The organism is Aestuariirhabdus litorea (genome assembly GCF_003864255.1).
GTDB lineage: Bacteria > Pseudomonadota > Gammaproteobacteria > Pseudomonadales > Aestuariirhabdaceae > Aestuariirhabdus > Aestuariirhabdus litorea.
Genome location: NZ_QWEZ01000001.1, coordinates 428,495 through 445,688, shown reverse-complemented (window position 1 = coordinate 445,688; position 17,194 = coordinate 428,495). Strand labels below are relative to the sequence as shown.

Genomic DNA, 17,194 nt, shown 5'->3' with positions numbered 1-17,194 from the left:
CATGCCCCTGCTCCCACTCAGCCTTCTCACCGCCCTCACCATGGTCGCCTTTGCCGGTAACTCCCTGCTGTGCCGGGCGGCGCTGCTGGAGGGCGCCATCGACCCCGCCAGCTTTACCAGCCTGCGCCTGCTCTCCGGCGCCCTCTGCCTGTGGCTGCTGGTCACCCTGAGCCCGAGGTTGCGGCAAGCGCCCGGGGCACGCGGCAGCTGGCCCTCGGCCCTGGCCCTGTTCGCCTACGCCGCCGGCTTCTCCTTTGCCTACACCCAGCTCTCCGCCGCCAGCGGCGCGCTGCTGCTGTTCGGCGCTGTGCAGGCCAGCATGATCGGTTATGGACTGTGGCGCGGCGAACGCTTGAACCCCCGCCAGTGGCTCGGGTTTGCGCTGGCGATCACCGGTCTGGTGGGGCTGCTGTTGCCGGGCCTGCAACAGCCGCCCCTCATCGCCTCGCTGCTGATGATAGGGGCCGGGGTCGCCTGGGGGGTCTACTCCCTGCGGGGCCGGGGCGCCGGGAATCCCACCCGGGTCACCGCCGGTAACTTCCTGCGCGCGGTGCCGCTGGCGGCGCTGCTGAGCCTGGTCACCCTCGCCAGCGCCCGCCTCGACGGGCACGGGGCGCTGCTGGCCATCGCCTCGGGTGCACTGGCGTCGGGGCTGGGGTACGCCCTCTGGTACCGGGTGCTGCCAGCGCTTAAGGCGACCCAGGCCGCCACCGTGCAGCTCAGCGTACCGGTGATTGCGGCCCTGGGGGGTGCTCTGCTACTGGGGGAGGCGATCGACCTGCGCCTGCTGCTGGCCTCGGCGGCGATCCTGGGGGGCATCGCGCTGGTGATTTTGAGTACCCGCCCGGCAAAATCCGGCCTAGGATAGGGAACAGTACCGACGGGGGTTCCGCTGGCCCCGCCCGCGGGTACAATAGGACAATCCAAATACAACTCAGCCGAGCGGCCCTGCTTGCAGACCGCTCCGCCAGGGCCGACCGCTATGAGCACCGATTTCATCCACTTCTACTCGGACTTTAACTGCCCCTTCTGCTACGCCCTCAACGAACGCCTGATCAGCCTCGGGGACAGCCGCCGCATCCAGTGGCGCGGGATCGAACACGAAGCCTCGGCCACCAGTGCCGTGGTCACCCCGGACGAGAAGGAGCAGCTGCTGAGTGAGGTGGCGGTGATCCGCAAGCGTGCCCCCGAGATCACGGTACACGCGCCCCCCTTCCGCCCCAACACCCGCCTCGTCAACCAGGTGGTCTTTGGAGTGCGGGAGCAGGACCCCAAGCGGGTCTCCCTGTTTCGAACCCTGATCTACCGCGCCCTCTGGGTCGAGGGTCGGGATATCTCCGACGCCGATGTGCTGGAATCCCTCGCCCGCGAGGCGGGCATCGACTACCCCGACCCCGAGGCACTCTCTCCCTCGTCGCCGGAACTCGAGACCTGGCAGCAGGAGTGGGAGGGGGAGCGCTTCAAGACCCGCCTGCCGGTGCTCTACTCCTCCCTGCACGAAAAACCCCTGCTGGGTTTTCCCACCTACGACCTGCTGCGCCACTTTTTCAATGGCGGCGAACTGCCGGTGGCGCCCGATACCCTCGCCGCCTGCCAGCTCAAGCCGCGCCAGAATGTGCTATTAGTCGGCGAGTTCAATCCGGACCGCTGCAACCTGGTGGAGCTGGAGGCCGCCTATATCCTGGTCTACCAGGCCCGCATCGAGGCGGCGGAGCAGTGGCTCGAGGCACAGGAGTGTGCCCCGGATGTGGTGCTGATCGACTACGCCTCACTGGAGCAGGCCGGGCTCGAGCTCTGCAGCCGCCTGAAGCGGGAGCACCGCTACCGCCACACCTCGGTGCTGGTGCTGCTCGATGGCCTCAACGGTGAGCAGGAGATGGCCGCCTTCGACATGGGCGCCGCCGATGTGCTGTTTGACCTCTCCAACCCCAAGGTGGCCCAGGCGCGCCTCGACGCCCAGCTGAGAGCCAAGCAGAGCGCCGCCATCCTCGACGCCCTGGCCCACCTCGACTACCTCACCGAGCTGCCCAACCGGCGCGAGTTTGACCGCAAGCTGGAGGATGAGTGGCACCGCGGCTGCCGCCACAACGAACCGCTGTCACTGGTGATCCTGGATATCGACCACTTCAAGGGCTACAACGATAACTACGGCCACAGCATGGGGGACGACTGCCTGCGCCAGGTGGCCCGGGCCATGGGCGGCGCCATTCGCCGCCACTCCGACCTGCTGGCCCGCTACGGCGGTGAGGAGTTTGCGGTGGTGCTGCCCGATACCGACAGCGACGGCGCCTGCCGGGTGGCCGAGGCCCTGCGCGCCGCGGTGGAACAGTGCGCCATCCCCCACGAGCACTCCTCCGCCGCCCAGGTGGTCACCGTCAGCCTGGGGGTGGCCACCTGCGTGCCCACCCTGGAGGTGATGCCCGACAAACTGCTGGAGGCGGCGGATGAAGCCCTCTACCGCGCCAAACAGGAGGGACGCAACCGGCTGACGCTGCACCCCCGGCTACGCCAGGGCGTGCACTGCAACCCCCTCTCCTGAAGACCGGGCCCGACTCAGGGGTCCGGCTCGGGCGGTTCGCCCTCCCCGTCTTGGGCCTCGCTGGCCTTGGCTTCGAACTGCTCGCGGGCGATATCATCCCTGGCCTGCTGCCAGGCATCGAGAAAGGTTTGCAGGTTGGCGACCCGGGTAATCACCTGGGTACCGAGGGCGATGGAGTGGGTCGATAGCCCCCGCTCCTGCTGGTATTTGAGCCCCAACAGGGTTTCGCGCCGCAGCACAAAGCGCGGGCTTACCCCGTGCACCAGCGAGCGCACCCCCTCCGTCAGCCGCCACAGGCAGAGCAGGAACATCGCCGCCAGCGCCAGCAGGGTCAGCAACCCCTTGACCGGCCCCAGCGCCTGCCAGGGGATACCGCCAAACATCCCCTCCACCACCACGCCGCCGAGGGCACTGCCCCACAGACAGGTGAGCAGCACATCGAAAAAGCCGATCTGGCGGCGCGCACGGATATGGAACAGTTGGCGCTCCGGCTCGTACCACATATCCTTTGAATGATCCGCCAATGACCCTCTCCTTCCGTCGTCAATATCCACTATGGCGTGACTATCAAAAGCCTGTTAGTCACAAATAAAACGATAACAGTGCATTTGTGCCACTTTTGATCGAATTGAAGCGATTGAACCCCCAGTATTGGCGCCAGAGACGGAAAATTCCACCCCATTTCCGGCGTGACCGGGCGGTCACCGACCAACGTCTAATGGCCCGACCTCCCCAAAAACCAGACACTTTACACAAGGAGGCGTAAGGAGCTCTTCGGAACTCCCCCCAAGGCGCCCCCCGCCGATTTCGACCGGCCCCACGCCGGTCAATCGAATCATGTGCTTGCGCATGATGCTATTGGTGTTAAGAACGGATTTCCGCTCCTGTTCCGCTCACCGATGGCGGATAGACTCACGGATGTCTCGATCGCAGATGTGACTCTATCTGTATCTCCGCATTACCCCTGACGCCCCGGCGCCAGGGGTTTTTTTATGCCCAGGGATGGGCGGTATGCAGCGGGAGCCAGGGATGGCGAGAGCGGCTGGTTCAGCATCCTCGATGCGCGCATTGATCGAGAAGGGAGCGATCAGGAGGGCTCAGCGCACTCGGTGTCTACATTCGACTTGGCGAGAGCGGCGTGGCTGAGCACGCTCGATGCGCGCATTGATCGAAGCGGCAGCGATCAGGGGGGTCCAGCGCACTCGGCATCTGCATTCGACTTGGCGAGAGCGGCTGGTTCAGCGAACTCGATGCCTGCATTGAGCGAGACGACGCGATCTAAGGGGGCAGGCTCCCCCTGTAGGTCGCCCTTCAGGGCGACAGCCTCCTCCCTTGGAGGCTAAGTGGGCATGGATGTGTGCGCCTACGGCGCGATCCCTTTTGCCTTGCGGCAACCCCCTTGTCGGGACGCACCCCGACGGGTGCCTCAAGGGGGCGACCAGCGCCCCCTTAAGAATCCCCGCTGGACCCCACCAAACCGGCCTGCGGCTGCGCTGCGCTGTGGAGAACTGGTCCGGGCGTTTCGAGGGGGCTCCTGCCCCCACGAAACGGCTCGGCGTCCATGCCTCGCCCCTGCGGGCCTGATCGAACCATTCCCCCACTGCTCGCCGGCTTGGAGGGTAATGGGGTGCCACCTGCGGTTTTCTTTATTTGGACGGTAGTTCGCAGGGATTATGGACAGCGGCTGCGATCCAAATGGTAGGGGCGCCTTCGGCGCGATGGCTTTTGCCTAGCAGTAGAAAGCTTGCTGCATGCATAAAGAGGGTATTGGGTTGCATCAGGTGAACGGCCCACTTTGCGCAAAGTGTGTGCACCATTTGCACGCCAGGGTTTAAATAAAGCTAGCAATATCAGTGCGTTATAGGAAGGACAAAGGAGATATAGCGATGAAGCAGCGGAGATACACGCCCGGGTCGATTGTCGCATGGCGACATCTGTGAAAATGAGCACTTTTCTCATATAAGACAAAGAGGTACGCTAGTTCAAATCAATCAGCGGCCCGGGGAAATGTACCTGGGGCGTTATACAAATGTTAGGGTGCCCCAAAGAACTCAGCAAGGTAAAATTTCGTTTGGAATAGAATAAGGTTATGACAAAAAAAAATACTACTAAGAAAGTTAGCAAAAAGCGTGGACAATCGAAAAAGGCTACGGAGAGGCCTGAAGAAGATGGCAAGGTAATGAATCGTGGGCTAGGTGCAGCCAAAGTAGCAAAGAAAGATGAGTTTTACACTCAGTATATCGATATTCAGAAAGAAGTTGAGGCGTATCTTGAATTCAATCCAAACACATTTCGAGACAAAGTTGTGTATTGCAATTGCGACGACCCTTTCGAGAGTAATTTTTTTAAGTTTTTTGCAGCTAATTTCAACAGACTTGGGCTTAAAAAACTAATCACCACTAGCTACGATGGCTCACCAATCGCTGGAGAGCAACTTGACCTAATCGAATATAAAGGGAAAAAAGATAAGCGTATTAAGCCGAAAGCAATAGCTCTTGAAATCCAAGAAGTCAGAGACTTCAATGGAGATGGCGCAGTTGGTATTGACGATATTGAAGTCTTTCTAAAGAAAAACCCGCATAGTCGAAAGAGTCTTGAAGAAGGTGGCGATTTTCGTAGTTCGGAGTGTGTAGAAATACTTAAAAAAGCAGATATCGTGGTAACCAACCCCCCCTTCTCTCTATTTAAAGAATACGTTGCCCAACTTGCAAAGTACAAAAAGAAATTTCTAATAATAGGGAATACGAATTCGATTACTTACTTAGAAATATTCCCTCTCATTAAAGAAAATAAAATTTGGCTTGGTTGCACCAACTTTAATGTAGGTATGTTTTTCGAGGTTCCAGACAACTGGGAACGGTTTCATCATATTGATAAAAGAACGGGAAAGAAAATGGCGCGGGTATCAGCGTCGTGCTGGTTCACAAATTTAGATCACGGGCGCCGTCATGAGCCGCTAAGCCTCATGACTATGGAAGATAATCTAAAGTTCAGCAAAAACTTAAAAGGGAAATTAGCTTACTATAAGTATGAAAATTTAGATGCACTTGAAGTTGGGACGTACAAGGAAATACCAAGTAATTATGACGGCATCATGGGCGTGCCTGTTACCTTTCTAAATAAATACAATCCAGACCAATTCGAGATTATTGGGAATAGCGATGATTCAAGTATGATGGAAGAGCTTGGTGTTAGCACTCTAGGCCATGATTTCATAGCCGCGTATCGTGCTCGAGGTGGTACTGGTCATTATAGCCCAGGCATGAGGATGCTTTGCTTGCTCGAACCCCAACCAAGAGTTATTTACAAAAGAATTTTAATTCGTCATCGCCACCAGCAGTCAAAAGGGAAGAAAAAATGAAAACGACTCTTAAAACTACTATTACTGTGGCTGATGTTTGTGACGGATTTATTTTTAACCAATTGGAAGGAAAGGGCATATTTGGATTAAGCGGAAAACTCACTATTCAACCAGAATATCAAAGAAACTACATCTATGCTGATGGTGACGGAAAAAAAGAACAAGCAGTAATACATTCATTGCTCAAGGGGTACCCGCTGGGCTTGTTATATTTTAACAAAGTAGCTAGTGACAAATACGAAGTGCTAGATGGACAACAGCGTATCACCAGTATTGGTCGTTTTGTAACTAATAAGTTCGCTATCATAGACGAAGGAAATCCAAAAAACTTTGGGAGCCTACCTAGCGACCAACAAGAAAAAATCCTTGAATCAGTGTTGCTAATATATGAATGCGAGGGTACGGAGACTGAAATTAAACAATGGTTTGAAACCATTAATATCTCTGGCGTACCTCTTAACTCCCAGGAGTTATTGAATGCAATTTACTCTGGCCCTTTTGTTACCAAGGCTAAAGCAGAATTTAGTAACAGCCAGAACGCGAACATCCAAAAATGGAGTGCATATATAAAAGGCAGTGCTAACAGGCAAGACTTTCTGGAACGAGCGCTAGACTGGGTTAGCAAGGGCGATATCGGTGGTTACATGAGTACACATCGTACTGACGAAAATATCAATGAACTAAACGCCTACTTCAATAGTGTAATCGACTGGGTATCAGCTGTGTTCATTGATGTTGAAAATGAAATGAAAGGACAAGAGTGGGGCCGACTCTACGAGTTATACCATACCAAATCCTATGATCCGTCTGAAGTCTCTACTGAAGTTAAGAAACTTTATGGAGACCCATATATCAAGAACCGTAAAGGGGTTTTTGAGTATATTTTAGGTGATCTTCAAGATTCAAAGCTTCTAAACATACGAGTGTTTGATGAAGCCACGAAGAAATCTGTATATGCAAAGCAAACTACTAACGCGAAAGATAATAAAATTTCAAATTGCCCTTTATGCGTAATTGGCCATTCTGCAAACAAGAGCAAAATATGGAAAATTAATGAAATGGATGCAGATCATGTGTCCGCATGGAGTAAAGGCGGTGAAAGCACAGTAACGAACTGTCAAATGCTTTGCGTTACCCACAATAGAGCTAAAGGGAACAGGTAATTCATTGCACCTAACAAGCAAAGGCAGCATCGCCCTTCGGGCTGGACGCGCTAAAGCGCGCTGCTTTGGGCGTTATGCGCATCTAAACGAAGAGATCGCTGTATGGACCTGACCAGTATTGAAGTCGAAAGCTTTAAACAAGTTAAAAAGGCGGAAGTCGTACTTGATGACATCAACGTCCTGGTTGGTGGCAACAATTCCGGTAAAAGTAGCGTGCTTCAGGGCATTCACTTTTCTGTCGTAGCAGCAGTCGCCGCGCGGAGGCTAGATAAAAAGACATTCACTCAAGACAATTTGTTGTACTGTCCTACCAAAAGTTTCGTTGATCTTCGGCACGGACTTCCCTATCAAAACCAGTCTAACTTTGGGTACTTAAGAGTGCGCGGAGTTATCGATGGCGATGATGAAACCTATACGGTCCGAGTGTACCGAGGGCGTAACGAGGGGAATGTCGGCTGCGAGAGGACTGGTCATGTCGCAATAGGTAACGCAGTTTCCAGTTTCATTCCACCCTTTTCCATTTACGTTCCTGGATTGGCAGGAATACCGCAGGTTGAACAGTACTGTTCAGAAAGTGTGGTTAGGAAAGGGGTTGCGAGTGGAGACGCAAATCTTTATCTCAGAAATGTACTGCTGCTAATTGAGACCAAGAAGCTGTTGCCTGAGTTGGCAGATCTGATGCGCTTGCTCTTCCCCGAGTTTTCCATTTTAATCAATTTCGACCCTGTTCACGATAGTCACATTCATGTGGAAATTGGTCTAAAGAAATATGGTGATCGGGTCCCCTTAGGGTTGGTAGGTACGGGGGTTTTGCAAGCACTGCAAATTTTTAGTTATGTAACCCTGTTTAAACCGAAGTTGCTACTTCTTGATGAACCAGATTCTCATCTGCATCCTGACAACCAAGCTCTTCTCGCTGAATCACTGAAGACTGTTGCCGATCAGTTCAGTACCAAAATTATTCTTGCGACACATAGTCGACATTTGGTGGATTCACTATACGGTGATGCGAACTTCGTTTGGATGAAAGGAGGGCAAGTTGAGCAACAGGGCACCGATCTACATCGTATGTCCATGTTGATGGATCTAGGGGCATTGGATAGCTTCGACAAGCTTCTGAATGGCGGTGTCGATTTTGTGATCCTGACGGAGGATGCGAAGTTGGACTTCATTTTGACCTTGGTGGCATCCTCTGGCTTCGACATGTCACGAACAAATATCTACAGCTATAAGTCATCCGGAAATTTGCACTCCGCTGGCGCTTTGACCGAGTTTATATCTGAACTGGCACCTGAGACGAAGGTAATTATTCATGCAGATAATGACTTTCTAACTGACGCAGAGGAAGCGAAGCTTTGTGCGCGAATTAAAGCTTATGGCGCTATTTCATTCGTTACGGAAGGTTCGGATATTGAGCACTATTTCGTGGAGCCACAGCATATTGCTGAGGTGGCCAACCTCGACCCGATGGAAGTGGAACATTGGTTAGATCAGCTTGCTGAGCAGTTTCATAACAGATTGACACACAAATTTTCCAGGAAGCGTGACGATGCAAAACGGAAGCTATACAAACTCGGCGAAAACCCTCCGAGAACAATCGGACTGATGGGAGAAGATGTGCCCCTCCCGCCGGAAAAAAGATTGGGCAAGTTTATGCTGGCCAAGGTTTCTGGTGGTTTTCACGATCGTTTCGGCGTTGCGGTAAATTTATGCGTAGAGAGCGATTACCTTTACTCAGAAACACTTCAAGGTGTTTTGGAGTGACGGCGCATAACAACACGTTGCAGGTGACGTTTGACCCGCTTGTCGCAAAAGCGGCCATCGCTTCAAACGCACCTGAACGTGGGCGTTAATGCTCTAACGTACATTCCACCATGGAGCCCCCCATCCTCCAAGCCGGCAAGGAGCTGCTTTCGCTATCGATTAAGGCCCGAAGGGGCGAGACAGGGAAGTCGAGCCTTGGCGTGCGGGCAGGAGGCCCGCTCGGCAAGCCCGATAGCGGAAACGGCGACGCGCGCAGCCGCAGGCCGGCTTGGTGGGGCCCAGCGGGGATTCTTAAGGGGGCGCTGGTCGCCCCCTTGAGGCACCCGTCGGGGTGCGTCCCGACAAGCATCCCTGCCGCGAGGCAGAAACGATCGCGCCGAAGGCGCTACCTCATAGTCATCAATTCCCTCGGGGCCACGACTAACAGGTAGGCGAGTACATTCGCCATCGCCACCGCTCACCGTTAAAAACAGGATTCAAACCGCCACCGACAACCTAGGCGTCAGGGTCGGGTGATCCGGGTCCTCCGGCTGCTCCTGGTCGCGCAGGTACTCGAGGATGGCGTTCTCCAACATCCCCCCCTCCGTGAGCCCCCGGTTGCCAAACAACCGGTTGAACTCCAGCACGTAGGGGTGCTCCCCCACCATGGCGATGTCGAAGCCGGCATGGTTAACCCCCAGCTTGAGGGCGATCTCCAGCGCCAGCGCCGTGGCCTGCTCGGGGATATTGCCGGTTTCGATCCAGCCCCCGCGGGCGACGTTGTTGTAGAAGCCCTGGGCCGCCTGGTGGCGCCAGTAGGCGGTCAGCACCCGGTTACCCACCACCACCACCCGCAAGTCGCGGTCGATGGGCAGGTACTCCTGCACATAGAGCACATCGGTGCACTCGCAGTAGCGGCGCCACTCCTCCCGGCTCTGGATGAGCCACACCCCTTCCCCCTGGCTGGCTTTGGGCAGCTTGGCCACAAAGGGGGGCGCCATCCGTTCCCACAGCTGCTCGCGCTGGAGCGGCCCGTTGAGCTCGATCAGGGTCAGCGGCGTATGCCTGGGCACCACCATCTCGAAGGCGCGGGTCATCTCGATCTTGTTGTGCCCGATGCGGTAACTGGCTTCGCTGGGAAAGACCCGGCAGCCTAGCCCGTAGATCAGGGCATTGAGTTGCCAGTACTCAGGAAACAGCACCCAGTCGGCCTGGCTGAGTTCACGTTTATATTTAAAAAACTGTTCCGGTTTAATGACCCGGGTGTCGGGAAACCCGAGGGTTCTAAAGAGATCGAAGGATATGAATTGCATACAGTTTCAAAGCACATGGTTGGCGTTTTCCCGTCCCGGAAAACGTACTTAGGCTGCACACATACCGTACAGAAAACGGCAGGACGGCGAATTCTAGCCGATCCGTATTAACTGGCAATCAAAATTTATCGCGCCTATTTACGCCCCTTTTTAAGCCAAGAAATCACCCCGTGTTTTGACACGAAGTTCAAAGCTGGCACCCCCTCACCCTCCAAGCCGGCGAGCATTGGATTACATCACCGATCAGGCCCGGAGGGGGGATGATGAACAGGACGTTCGAATGTCGCGGAGGCCATGGACGGCCGGGAGTGACCGCCGAGCCGTTTCGTGGAGGCAGGAGCCCCCTCGAAACGCCCGATAGCGGAAGCGGCGACGCGCGCAGCCGAAGGCCGGCTTGGTGGGGCCCAGCGGGGATTCTTAAGGGGGCGCTGGTCGCCCCCTTGAGGCACCTGTCGGGGTGCGTCCCGACAAGAGGGTTGCCGCAAGGCAACGGCTGAAGGCCTTCAGGCCGGCATTTATCGGGCGATGGAGTTGTCGGGCTGAAGCCCGACCTACACCCCATCCAACCCGTCTTAGCGATCCTCCAACCGACTGTAATCGAGCACCCCGCTCTCGATCGGGTAAAGCTCCCGGTAAGCCTGCTGGAAGGGGTCACTCAGGGGCCAGAACTCGGGGTGGGTGCGGCGAATACCGTAGCGGTCAATGAGCGCTTCGTAATCGGCCTCCTCCCGCAGGGCCGCGATCTGCGCGACAAACTCGGGTAGCGCCTGCTCGCTCACCTGGATCAGCGCATTGGGGTAGCTGCCGATAAAGCCCGGCACCACATCGAGGGTATCCTCCTCCGGCAGTCGCTGGCCGGTTTCGCCGAACATGGAGGTGATGTTGCGGTGGGCGTTGTTATGAATAAGGGTCACGTACTGGTCACTGTCGCCGGAGTCGATACGCACAAACAGGGTTTGTGGCAGCAGCGCCACGCCACCGCCCTTGAGGCGGGTCAGGGGTTTGAGGGCCTCCACCAGCGCCGGTTTGGAGAGGCTCGCCAGCCGGTGGCGGGTGGGCAGCACCGGAGCCAGGCGCTGCTCCAGCAGGCCGTAAAGCTCCTGCTTCTCGTCCTCGCTCTGGTAGGGGATCTCCAGCCTGGCCGTGCGCTCGAAGTTGGGCAGGGTCATATAGTCAAGCACGGACTGGTCGGCGCCGCGATACCAGTCGTTGCGCTCGCGGGTGCGGGCCTCCTCCGGCAACAGCATAAGGAAGTTAGCCTCCCCCTCCATGCGCAGAAAATCCATGTACAGGCGGGTCAACAGCTGGTGGCCGGTGTTGCCATAGACGTCGTAGCCGGTGACCAGCAGGTAGTGAATGCGCTCCAGCAGCTCATAGCCGATCACCCAGGCGGTTTTGGGGGGCTGGCCCAAGAGCCCCTGCTCCACGGTGGCGCTGTCGAAGTGGCGGTAGACGGTGAGGGCCGCGTTGGGGTTGCGCTGGTCACCGTCCCACACCAGGTCGAGACCGAAGCCCTGCTCGCCGATGAACTGGCTGAGGTACTTGTCCTTCTCCTCCAGCAGTTTTTTCTGCTGTCGCGAATACATCAGCCAGTGGGTCATCGGGGTATAGATGTTGTCGCTGGCGGCCGGCAGCTCCAGCCGCTGGCTGCGCCCGGCCAGGAAGCTGGCGGCGTGTTCGTACCCTTCGTAATCGGGGTCCAGGAAGTAGACCCAGAAATGATCATTGATCACGTTGAGGGCGACCTGTCCCCGGCACACAGGCCCCTTGATAAAGCTATTGATGGTGAATTTCGCCTCATCCAGCAGGAAGCGGTAGCGTGAACGCACCGGCAGCTGGGCGAAGGTCAGGAAGGGGTTGGAGGCCTCCCCATCGAGGTAGCCGGGCAGGCTGTCGACCGGGTAGTCGGGGGCCAGGAACAGTGACTGCCAGAGCGCCATGCGCGCCTCATCGAGGCGGTAGGGCATATGGGTCTTGGCAACAATGGTCTCGGCTTGCTCCCGCAGGCGATAGTAGACCCGAGCCACCCCGGGGTCGCCGTAGGGGCGGCGGGTGGCGATGCGCTCAAGGGGCTGGCCGGGCGGGGTGGCCGAGCGCACCAGCTGGAAAAAGTGGCCGCCCCCCGCCTCGGGGAAATAGAGGTGGGCCAGAAACAGGTGCTCGTAGAGGTAGCGGGCCACCAGCTGCTGCTTGAGGGAGTCGCCGTTGAAGAAGCGCTCCCAGCGCTCCACCGCTGCCTGGGTGGCGGCGTCGGGGGCACGACGGGGGGTATGCATCGCCCCCTGCTCGAGCCAGCGCATCAACAGGTTCTGCTCATGCACCGGCAGGGCCGGCAGCGCGAAGGGCATCCCCCACTGGGGGTGGTCGGCGGCAAACAGCTCAAACTGCTCGGCCGAGGTACAGGCCTGCTCCCGATCGAGGGAGATATCCAGCGACTCGGGCAGGTGCTTCTGGTTCGGCAGCGGGTGTTCCTGCTTGAGCTGCAGCATACGGTAGAGTACCCCCGCCTCGCGATTGGCCTGGGGGTTGTTTTCGTATTCGTTGAGCACCGGGAAGAAGCCCCGCTGGCGCCACTCGACGGTGCTTTGGGCATCCTCATACAGGCGCGAGGGGGGCGCCGCCTTCACCCGCAGGGCATCGTAGACCCGGTCGCGGGAGGCGCCACGGTCGATCCCCTCGGGGGAGGTCAGCTTCAACTGGCAGGGGGCGTCGTAGCAGGCGTGGCAGACCACACAGCGCTGCTCCAGCACCGGCTTGACCTCGCTCCAGTAGTCCACCTGGTTGGCGGGCACGGCCGCCTGGGTGCGCTCGCGCGGAGCAGGCTCTCCGTAGCGTTGCTGCAGGTTGAGGGCGCCCCAGCCCGCACAACCGCTGAGTACCAGTACCCAGCCCATCAACACCACACGCTTCAGCTTCTGTTTCATGCCGCTCTCCCGCTTCATCCCTTGCCCTGGTCATCCCTGTGGCGCCCGTCGGCGCCCCTTCAGCCTATAACCGCCTGGGCCCGCTAGGGGTGATCGATCCAGGCTTCCACCTCCGGCTCCAGGAAGAGGGGGTCGAGCAGCTCCTGCGCCCAGTCGTGGCGGGCCGCCAGCTGGCGCGCCATGCGCACCGCCGCCACCTGCACCACCGGTTCCGTGCTCCACACCGCCCTGCCCAGGCAGCGCCAGTGGTCCGGCTGCACCCGCTTGGGGTTAGCTAACTGCTCGCGGCAGGTTTCGCACAGCAGCAGGCAGCGCTCGAACTCCGGTTCGAGCGGTACCGGCTCCACCTCAAAGGTCACCAGCTTGACCCCGGAGGCCTCGCACAGCTCGCAACAGGAGCGCGCACGGCGCGCCAGGTCCTTGCCCAGCGCGGACAGTAACTCCTGCCGCGCACGGTGTTTATCCAAGCCTTTGGCCATTTTGATTCCTTAGCGGGAGGGCGCCGCCCGTCGCGGGCGGGTCTGCCTCCACCTTAGCAAAAACTGGCGCTGCGGGCACCGCCTATGCAGTGGACCGCGCACCCTTGTGCTCCCCTGCCGTGGGCACTAGAGTAGTCTCATCATTCGCGGACCCAGCCCTGTTATGCCCTCACCGATCTCCGAGCTCGCCCCCTTCACCCCCTCGCGCCCCTTTACCAACGGCCACGTGCAGACCCTGATGGCCAGCCTGCCCCTGCGGCGGCCGCTGGAGCGGCACCGGGCACGGGCCCTGCTGGCCAGCAGCCAGGCGATGATCTTCAACTGCGGCGACGGGGTACGCCTGCATGGGGAGTACAGCCCGCAGCCGGTGCCCAGTGGCGAGCTGGTGGTGCTGATCCACGGCTGGGAGGGGTGCAGCGACTCCCTCTATCTGCTGTCGGCGGCCAGCTACCTCTACCGCCAGGGTTTTGATGTGCTGCGCCTGCACCTGCGGGACCACGGCCCCAGCCACCACCTCAACCGGGAGCTGTTCAACTCCTCCCGCGACGCCGAGGTGGCGGGGGCGATGCACGATATCCACAGCTGCCTGAGGCCCGAGCGGCTGATGCTGGCGGGGTTCTCCCTCGGCGGCAACTTTGCCCTCAGGGTCGGCCTCCGCGCCGAGGAGTACGACATCCCGCTGGAGCGGGTGGCGGCGGTGTGCCCGGTGATCTCCCCCCCCTCCACCATGGACTCGCTGGAGCAGGGTTGGTCCCTCTATCACAACTACTTTGTACGCAAATGGAAGCGCTCGCTGGCCACCAAGCTGGAGCACTTCCCGGAACTGGGCTACCGCGATGCGCTGCTGAAGATGCGCTCGCTGCGGGAGATGACCGACTACTTCGTCATCCACCACACCGATTTCGAGGATACCGAACGTTACCTGGAGAGTTATGCCATCACCGGCCAGCGGCTGGCGGGCCTCAAACGGCCGGCCCTGCTGCTGGCGGCGGAGGACGATCCGGTGATCCTGGCCGAGAATCTCGACCAGCTGGCGGATAACCCGCTGCTGGAGGTGAGGCTGACCCGCCACGGTGGCCACTGCGGCTACATCAAGAACTGGTCGCTCCACAGCTGGGCCAACGAGGCGCTCCACGCGTTCCTCACCCGTCCGCTCGCCGGGGCGGTCTAGATCACCCGCTCGGCGGCCAGCGCCGCCAGCGCTTCGGCATCCAGCCCCAGCAGCTCACCCAGCACCTCCTGGTTGTGGCTCCCCAGCTCGGGGCCGGGCCAGCGGGTTTCGCCGGGGGTACTGGCCAGGCGCGGCACCAGGGCCGGGATCTTGAGGGGTTTGCCGTTGATCTCGACCGACTCGAACAGGCCGCGGGCCTGGTACTGGGGGTCGGCCATCATATCCTCGACGTTGTAGATCGGCCCCGAGGGCACCCGCGCCTCCTCCAACACCGCCAGCACCTGCTGGCTGCTGTGGGCACCGGTCCAGGCCGAGAGCACCGCGTCGATCTCCTGCTCGTGGCGCACCCGGCCGGCGTTGTCGGCCAGGCGCGGGTCCTTCGCCAACTGCGGCTGCCCCACCGCCTCCATCAGGCGCTGGAAGATGGAGTCGCCGTTACCACCGATCACCACGTACTTGCCGTCACCGCAGCGGTAGGTGTTGGTGGGCACGATACCGGTGACGGTAGTGCCCGAGGGCTCGCGCACCACGCCGGCGCCGCTGAACTCGGGGATCACCCCCTCCATCATGTTGAACATCGCCTCATAGAGGGCGACATCCACCACCTGCCCGCTGCCCCCCGGCTGCCGACGCTGCAACAGCGCCAGCAGGATGCCGAAGGCGGCGTGCAGCCCCGCCAGCGAATCCCCCAGGCTGAGGTTGGGGCGCACCGGCGCCTGGTCCGGGAAACCGTTGACGTAGCGGAAGCCGCTGAACCCCTCGCACACCGAGGCAAACCCCGGCTTGGCGGCCATCGGGCCATCCTGGCCGTAGCCGGAGATGCGGGTGTAGATCAGCTCAGGGTGGCGCTGCTCAAACTGCTCGGGCCCCAGCCCCCACTGCTCCATGGTGCCGGGGCGGAAGTTCTCGATCAGTACATCGGATTCAAGGATCAGCTGGCGCACCAGCTCCCGGCCCCGTTCGCTCTTGAGGTCGAGGGTGATGCACTTCTTGTTGCGGGCCAGCGAGCGCCACCAGAGGGAGGTGCCCTCATCGAGCACCCGCCACTTGCGCAGTGGATCCCCACTGCCCGGCGGCTCCACCTTGATCACCTCGGCACCGAAATAGCCCAGCAGGGTGGCGGCAAAGGGCCCCGCCAGCAACTGCCCCAACTCCAGCACCCGAACCCCCGCCAGCGGCTTGGGACCCGGCACCTGTGACTCACTCATAGACTCTCCTCCCTGCGATGGGGCCAGCATAGCAAAGGGCTTGCAGCGAGGCGACAGGGCACCAGGGTTCTATGATGGGAGCACCAAGGTCCTATTGTGGAGGCCAAAGACGATCGATTATGCTGTGGCAAAACGCGGCACAGGAATCGCCCCCTTGAAGGGTCTCTTCTACCTCAGCGTCCTGCTGATCACCTACGGCTCTCTCTACCCCTTCAACTTTTCCGGATCGGAGGAGCACCAGCTGTGGTCGGAGTTGATGCAGGGCTGGAACGGACGCAGCCACATGGGGGATATCCTCGGCAACGTCATCCTCTTTATCCCCTACGGCTACTTCGCCATGTTCAGCATCCATCGCAAGCGGCTGCTGAAGGTGGTGATCAGCGGCCTGCTGCTGGCGCTGGTGCTGCAGCTGTGCCAGGTCTACCTGCCGAGCCGCGACGCCAATATCCGCGATGTGCTGTGGAACCTGATCGGCACCGCCGTGGGCATCGCCGGCGCCCGTATCCCGCTGCTGCGGGCCGACCGCCTGCTGCGGCGCTACCCCCAGCTGGAGGTGTTTCCCCTGCTGGTGGCCGCCAGCTGGTTCGGCTACCGGCTGATGCCCTTTGTCCCCTCCATCGACTGGCAACAGATCAAGAACAGCCTCAAGCCCCTGCTACTGCAGCCGCAGGTGTCCGCCACCGGCATCCTCCACGACACCGTGGCCTGGCTGGTGGTGGCGCTGATCTGGAGCCAGTTCAAACCCGCGCGCTGGCCCGAGCTGCTGCTGTGGATGGCAGTGCCGCTGGTGTTCGCGCTGGAGGTGCTGGTGATCTACAACAGTCTCAACCTCTCCAATGTGGTGGGGGCGCTGCTGGCCGCCGCCCTCTGGATCGGCTGGCTGCAGCGTGACCGCGAACGCACCCGCTGGCTGCTGCTGATGCTGCTGGCGATGCTGGTGATCAACGCCCTGGCCCCCTTCGAGCTGCGCAGCCAGCCGACCGAGTTCCACTGGGTCCCCTTCTACGGCTTTTTGGGAGGGGCGATGATGCTCAACACAGCGGTGATCTTCGAGAAGTTCTTCCTCTTTGGCGCCGCCCTCTGGCTGCTGCTGCAGCTTGGGGTGCGGCTGCCGGTGGCCACCTTGGTGATGGTGGTGATCTGCCTGGCGGTGGAGGCGGCGCAGCTGCTGTTCGACCACCACCTGGCGGAGATCACCGACCCCCTGCTGGTGATCCTCATCGCCCTCCTCTACCGCAGCCTGCAGCAGCTGCGGGAGCGCCAGCGGCCCCCTGCAACCACCCCCTAACCGAC

The 17,194-nt window shown here is 59.5% G+C and carries 12 protein-coding genes; 7 read left to right on the top strand and 5 right to left on the bottom strand.

All coding sequences use genetic code 11. The features are described from left to right. The first annotated feature begins 1 nt into the window (after position 1). Together D0544_RS02155 and D0544_RS02150 are read left to right on the top strand one after the other, a co-directional pair. The gene (locus D0544_RS02155) at positions 2-868 is read left to right on the top strand and encodes a DMT family transporter (RefSeq protein WP_125014373.1); all 867 of its coding nucleotides are present in this window, start codon (positions 2-4) and stop codon (positions 866-868) included. A gap of 114 nt (positions 869-982) precedes the next feature. Then, positions 983-2,539, top strand: a complete 1,557-nt coding sequence (locus D0544_RS02150; RefSeq protein WP_125014372.1) for a diguanylate cyclase domain-containing protein — start codon at positions 983-985, stop codon at positions 2,537-2,539. A 14-nt stretch (positions 2,540-2,553) separates the two neighbouring features. On the opposite strand, the gene D0544_RS02145 is transcribed toward D0544_RS02150, so the two are convergent. Further along, positions 2,554-3,063, bottom strand: coding sequence for a hypothetical protein (locus D0544_RS02145; RefSeq protein WP_125014371.1), 510 nt, complete (start codon positions 3,061-3,063; stop codon positions 2,554-2,556). 1,565 nt (positions 3,064-4,628) lie between these two features. Here D0544_RS02145 and D0544_RS02140 point away from each other — a divergent pair. The 3 genes from D0544_RS02140 (at position 4,629) to D0544_RS02130 (ending at position 8,827) form a co-directional block, all read left to right on the top strand. Beyond that, entirely contained in the window at positions 4,629-5,900 is a 1,272-nt protein-coding gene (locus tag D0544_RS02140) for an adenine-specific methyltransferase EcoRI family protein (RefSeq protein ID WP_125014370.1), read from the top strand. After that, the gene (locus tag D0544_RS02135; RefSeq protein WP_125014369.1) at positions 5,897-7,063 is read left to right on the top strand and encodes a GmrSD restriction endonuclease domain-containing protein; all 1,167 of its coding nucleotides are present in this window, start codon (positions 5,897-5,899) and stop codon (positions 7,061-7,063) included. Before D0544_RS02140 ends, D0544_RS02135 begins: the two co-directional genes overlap by 4 nt. Positions 7,064-7,165: 102 nt before the next feature. After that, positions 7,166-8,827: an AAA family ATPase gene (locus D0544_RS02130; RefSeq protein WP_125014368.1), complete on the top strand. Its 1,662-nt coding sequence runs from the start codon at positions 7,166-7,168 to the stop codon at positions 8,825-8,827. Positions 8,828-9,303: 476 nt separating this feature from the next. Here the strand turns inward: D0544_RS02130 and D0544_RS02125 are convergent, their stop codons facing one another. The 3 genes from D0544_RS02125 to D0544_RS02115 all read right to left on the bottom strand — a co-directional run bounded on the left by D0544_RS02125 (position 9,304) and on the right by D0544_RS02115 (position 13,522). Then, positions 9,304-10,119, bottom strand: coding sequence for an ATP-grasp domain-containing protein (locus D0544_RS02125; protein ID WP_125014367.1), 816 nt, complete (start codon positions 10,117-10,119; stop codon positions 9,304-9,306). Between the two features lie 572 nt (positions 10,120-10,691). Further along, entirely contained in the window at positions 10,692-13,043 is a 2,352-nt protein-coding gene (locus D0544_RS02120; protein ID WP_125014366.1) for a fatty acid cis/trans isomerase, read from the bottom strand. 83 nt (positions 13,044-13,126) lie between these two features. Next, entirely contained in the window at positions 13,127-13,522 is a 396-nt protein-coding gene (locus D0544_RS02115; RefSeq protein WP_125014365.1) for a phnA protein, read from the bottom strand. Positions 13,523-13,685: 163 nt separating this feature from the next. Between D0544_RS02115 and D0544_RS02110 the strand changes: the two genes are divergently transcribed. Continuing rightward, positions 13,686-14,693 carry a YheT family hydrolase gene (locus D0544_RS02110; RefSeq protein ID WP_125014364.1) on the top strand — a complete coding sequence of 336 codons (1,008 nt, stop codon included), beginning with the start codon at positions 13,686-13,688 and terminating at the stop codon, positions 14,691-14,693. On the opposite strand, the gene D0544_RS02105 is transcribed toward D0544_RS02110, so the two are convergent. Next, positions 14,690-15,901: a CaiB/BaiF CoA transferase family protein gene (locus D0544_RS02105; RefSeq protein ID WP_125014363.1), complete on the bottom strand. Its 1,212-nt coding sequence runs from the start codon at positions 15,899-15,901 to the stop codon at positions 14,690-14,692. The two genes, D0544_RS02110 and D0544_RS02105, sit on opposite strands and share 4 nt — an antisense overlap. A gap of 154 nt (positions 15,902-16,055) precedes the next feature. On the opposite strand from D0544_RS02105, the gene D0544_RS02100 reads away from it, so the two are divergent. Continuing rightward, entirely contained in the window at positions 16,056-17,189 is a 1,134-nt protein-coding gene (locus D0544_RS02100; protein ID WP_164880794.1) for a VanZ family protein, read from the top strand. Positions 17,190-17,194 lie beyond the last annotated feature (5 nt).

Excerpts from the sequence above, each read along its gene's own strand:
- D0544_RS02155 (WP_125014373.1), top strand. The coding sequence starts at position 2 with ATGCCCCTGCTCCCACTCAGCCTTCTCACCGCCCTCACCATGGTCGCC.
- D0544_RS02150 (WP_125014372.1), top strand. The coding sequence starts at position 983 with ATGAGCACCGATTTCATCCACTTCTACTCGGACTTTAACTGCCCCTTC.
- D0544_RS02140 (WP_125014370.1), top strand. The coding sequence starts at position 4,629 with ATGACAAAAAAAAATACTACTAAGAAAGTTAGCAAAAAGCGTGGACAA.
- D0544_RS02135 (WP_125014369.1), top strand. The coding sequence starts at position 5,897 with ATGAAAACGACTCTTAAAACTACTATTACTGTGGCTGATGTTTGTGAC.
- D0544_RS02130 (WP_125014368.1), top strand. The coding sequence starts at position 7,166 with ATGGACCTGACCAGTATTGAAGTCGAAAGCTTTAAACAAGTTAAAAAG.
- D0544_RS02125 (WP_125014367.1), bottom strand. The coding sequence starts at position 10,119 with ATGCAATTCATATCCTTCGATCTCTTTAGAACCCTCGGGTTTCCCGAC.
- D0544_RS02120 (WP_125014366.1), bottom strand. The coding sequence starts at position 13,043 with ATGAAACAGAAGCTGAAGCGTGTGGTGTTGATGGGCTGGGTACTGGTA.
- D0544_RS02115 (WP_125014365.1), bottom strand. The coding sequence starts at position 13,522 with ATGGCCAAAGGCTTGGATAAACACCGTGCGCGGCAGGAGTTACTGTCC.
- D0544_RS02110 (WP_125014364.1), top strand. The coding sequence starts at position 13,686 with ATGCCCTCACCGATCTCCGAGCTCGCCCCCTTCACCCCCTCGCGCCCC.
- D0544_RS02105 (WP_125014363.1), bottom strand. The coding sequence starts at position 15,901 with ATGAGTGAGTCACAGGTGCCGGGTCCCAAGCCGCTGGCGGGGGTTCGG.